The sequence below is a fragment of the Microbacterium sp. LMI13-1-1.1 genome (genome assembly GCF_040815625.1).
In the GTDB taxonomy this organism is placed as follows: Bacteria; Actinomycetota; Actinomycetes; order Actinomycetales; family Microbacteriaceae; genus Microbacterium; species Microbacterium forte.
This window is the reverse complement of sequence record NZ_JBFPNL010000009.1, coordinates 1-2,888: the sequence shown is the minus strand read 5'-3', so window position 1 is coordinate 2,888 and position 2,888 is coordinate 1. Positions and strand designations below refer to the sequence as shown.

At 54.0% G+C, this 2,888-nt stretch carries 2 rRNA genes (1 of these 2 running past the window's edge); both read left to right on the top strand.

Features of this window, described 5'->3' with window-relative positions:
* Positions 1–2,657: ribosomal RNA gene (locus MRBLMI13_RS18375) — 23S ribosomal RNA — on the top strand (it extends 546 nt beyond the left edge of the window).
* A 106-nt stretch (positions 2,658–2,763) separates the two neighbouring features.
* Positions 2,764–2,880 (top strand): 5S ribosomal RNA (rrf, locus tag MRBLMI13_RS18370).
* Positions 2,881–2,888 lie beyond the last annotated feature (8 nt).

Here is a 2,888-nt window from a genome sequence, read left to right as displayed (position 1 = left end):
AGTATCCCAAGTAGCACGGGGCCCGTGAAATCCCGTGTGAATCTGTCAGGACCACCTGATAAGCCTAAATACTCCCAGATGACCGATAGCGGACAAGTACCGTGAGGGAAAGGTGAAAAGTACCCCGGGAGGGGAGTGAAATAGTACCTGAAACCGTTTGCTTACAAACCGTTGGAGCAGCCTTAGTAGCTGTGACAGCGTGCCTTTTGAAGAATGAGCCTGCGAGTTAGCGATATGTGGCGAGGTTAACCCGTTGAGGGGTAGCCGTAGCGAAAGCGAGTCTGAATAGGGCGATTCAGTCGCATGTCCTAGACCCGAAGCGAAGTGATCTATCCATGGCCAGGTTGAAGCGACGGTAAGACGTCGTGGAGGACCGAACCCACTTAGGTTGAAAACTGAGGGGATGAGCTGTGGATAGGGGTGAAAGGCCAATCAAACTTCGTGATAGCTGGTTCTCTCCGAAATGCATTTAGGTGCAGCGTTGCGTGTTTCTTGCCGGAGGTAGAGCTACTGGATGGCCGATGGGCCCTACAAGGTTACTGACGTCAGCCAAACTCCGAATGCCGGTAAGTGAGAGCGCAGCAGTGAGACTGTGGGGGATAAGCTTCATAGTCGAGAGGGAAACAACCCAGACCACCAACTAAGGTCCCAAAGCGCGTGCTAAGTGGGAAAGGATGTGGAGTTGCCTTGACAACCAGGAGGTTGGCTTAGAAGCAGCCACCCTTGAAAGAGTGCGTAATAGCTCACTGGTCAAGTGATTCCGCGCCGACAATGTAACGGGGCTCAAGCACGCCACCGAAGTTGTGGCATTGACATTATTGGTAGGCCTTCGTGGTCCAGCCGTGTTGATGGGTAGGAGAGCGTCGTGTGGCCAGCGAAGCGGCGGTGTAAACCAGCCGTGGAGGCTACACGAGTGAGAATGCAGGCATGAGTAGCGAAAGACGTGTGAGAAACACGTCCTCCGAAAGACCAAGGGTTCCAGGGTCAAGCTAATCTTCCCTGGGTAAGTCGGGACCTAAGGCGAGGCCGACAGGCGTAGTCGATGGACAACGGGTTGATATTCCCGTACCGGCGAAGAACCGCCCAAGCTAATCCAGTAGTGCTAAGTGTCTGAATCCCAGTGACTGATCCCTTCGGGGTGACGCGTTGGGCCTAGCGCACGACCCCATTCTGGTGCGGTTAGCGTATTAACAGGTGTGACGCAGGAAGGTAGTCCAGCCGGGCGATGGTTGTCCCGGTGCAAGTGCGTAGGCCGAGAGATAGGCAAATCCGTCTCTCACATAGGCTGAGACACGATGCGGATAAAAAGTGGATGATCCTATGCTGCCAAGAAAAGCATCGACGCGAGGTTCCAGCCGCCCGTACCCCAAACCGACTCAGGTGGTCAGGTAGAGAATACCAAGGAGATCGAGAGAATCGTGGTTAAGGAACTCGGCAAAATGCCCCCGTAACTTCGGGAGAAGGGGGGCCTTCGACGTATTAGGACTTGCTCCGAAAGCGTTTGGAGGCCGCAGAGACTAGTGGGTAGCGACTGTTTACTAAAAACACAGGTCCGTGCCAAGTCGCAAGACGATGTATACGGACTGACGCCTGCCCGGTGCTGGAAGGTTAAGAGGACCGGTTAGCCGCAAGGCGAAGCTGAGAATTTAAGCCCCAGTAAACGGCGGTGGTAACTATAACCATCCTAAGGTAGCGAAATTCCTTGTCGGGTAAGTTCCGACCTGCACGAATGGCGTAACGACTTCCCAACTGTCTCAACCGCGAACTCGGCGAAATTGCATTACGAGTAAAGATGCTCGTTACGCGCAGCAGGACGGAAAGACCCCGTGACCTTTACTATAGCTTTGTATTGGTGTTCGGTGTGGCTTGTGTAGGATAGGTGGGAGACTGTGAAGCATGGACGCCAGTTCATGTGGAGTCATTGTTGAAATACCACTCTGGTCACTCTGGATATCTAACTTCGAACCGTAATCCGGTTCAGGGACAGTGCATGGTGGGTAGTTTAACTGGGGCGGTTGCCTCCCAAAAAGTAACGGAGGCGCCCAAAGGTTCCCTCAACCTGGTTGGCAATCAGGTGTCGAGTGTAAGTGCACAAGGGAGCTTGACTGTGAGACTGACAGGTCGAGCAGGGACGAAAGTCGGGACTAGTGATCCGGCAGTGGCTTGTGGAAGCGCTGTCGCTCAACGGATAAAAGGTACCTCGGGGATAACAGGCTGATCTTGCCCAAGAGTCCATATCGACGGCATGGTTTGGCACCTCGATGTCGGCTCGTCGCATCCTGGGGCTGGAGTAGGTCCCAAGGGTTGGGCTGTTCGCCCATTAAAGCGGTACGCGAGCTGGGTTTAGAACGTCGTGAGACAGTTCGGTCCCTATCCGCTGCGCGCGTAGGAAATTTGAGAGGATCTGACCCTAGTACGAGAGGACCGGGTTGGACGAACCTCTGGTGTGTCAGTTGTTCCGCCAGGAGCACCGCTGATTAGCTACGTTCGGGATGGATAACCGCTGAAAGCATCTAAGCGGGAAGCCGGCCTCAAGATGAGATTTCCATACCTTCGGGTGAGAGGCTCCCAGCCAGACTACTGGGTTGATAGGCCAGATGTGGAAGTGCAGTAATGCATGCAGCTGACTGGTACTAATAAGCCGATGACTTGATAACACACCGTTTGTTGGTGCTACGCGTCCACTGAGTGGTTCTCGATGTACGGTCGAGAACCGCATGACAATGACTTTGTTATGTGTTTTGATTGAAACATCTATAGTGTTTCGGCGGCCATAGCGTGAGGGAAACGCCCGGTTACATTCCGAACCCGGAAGCTAAGCCTCACAGCGCCGATGGTACTGCAGGGGGGACCCTGTGGGAGAGTAGGACACCGCCGGACTTCTTTTA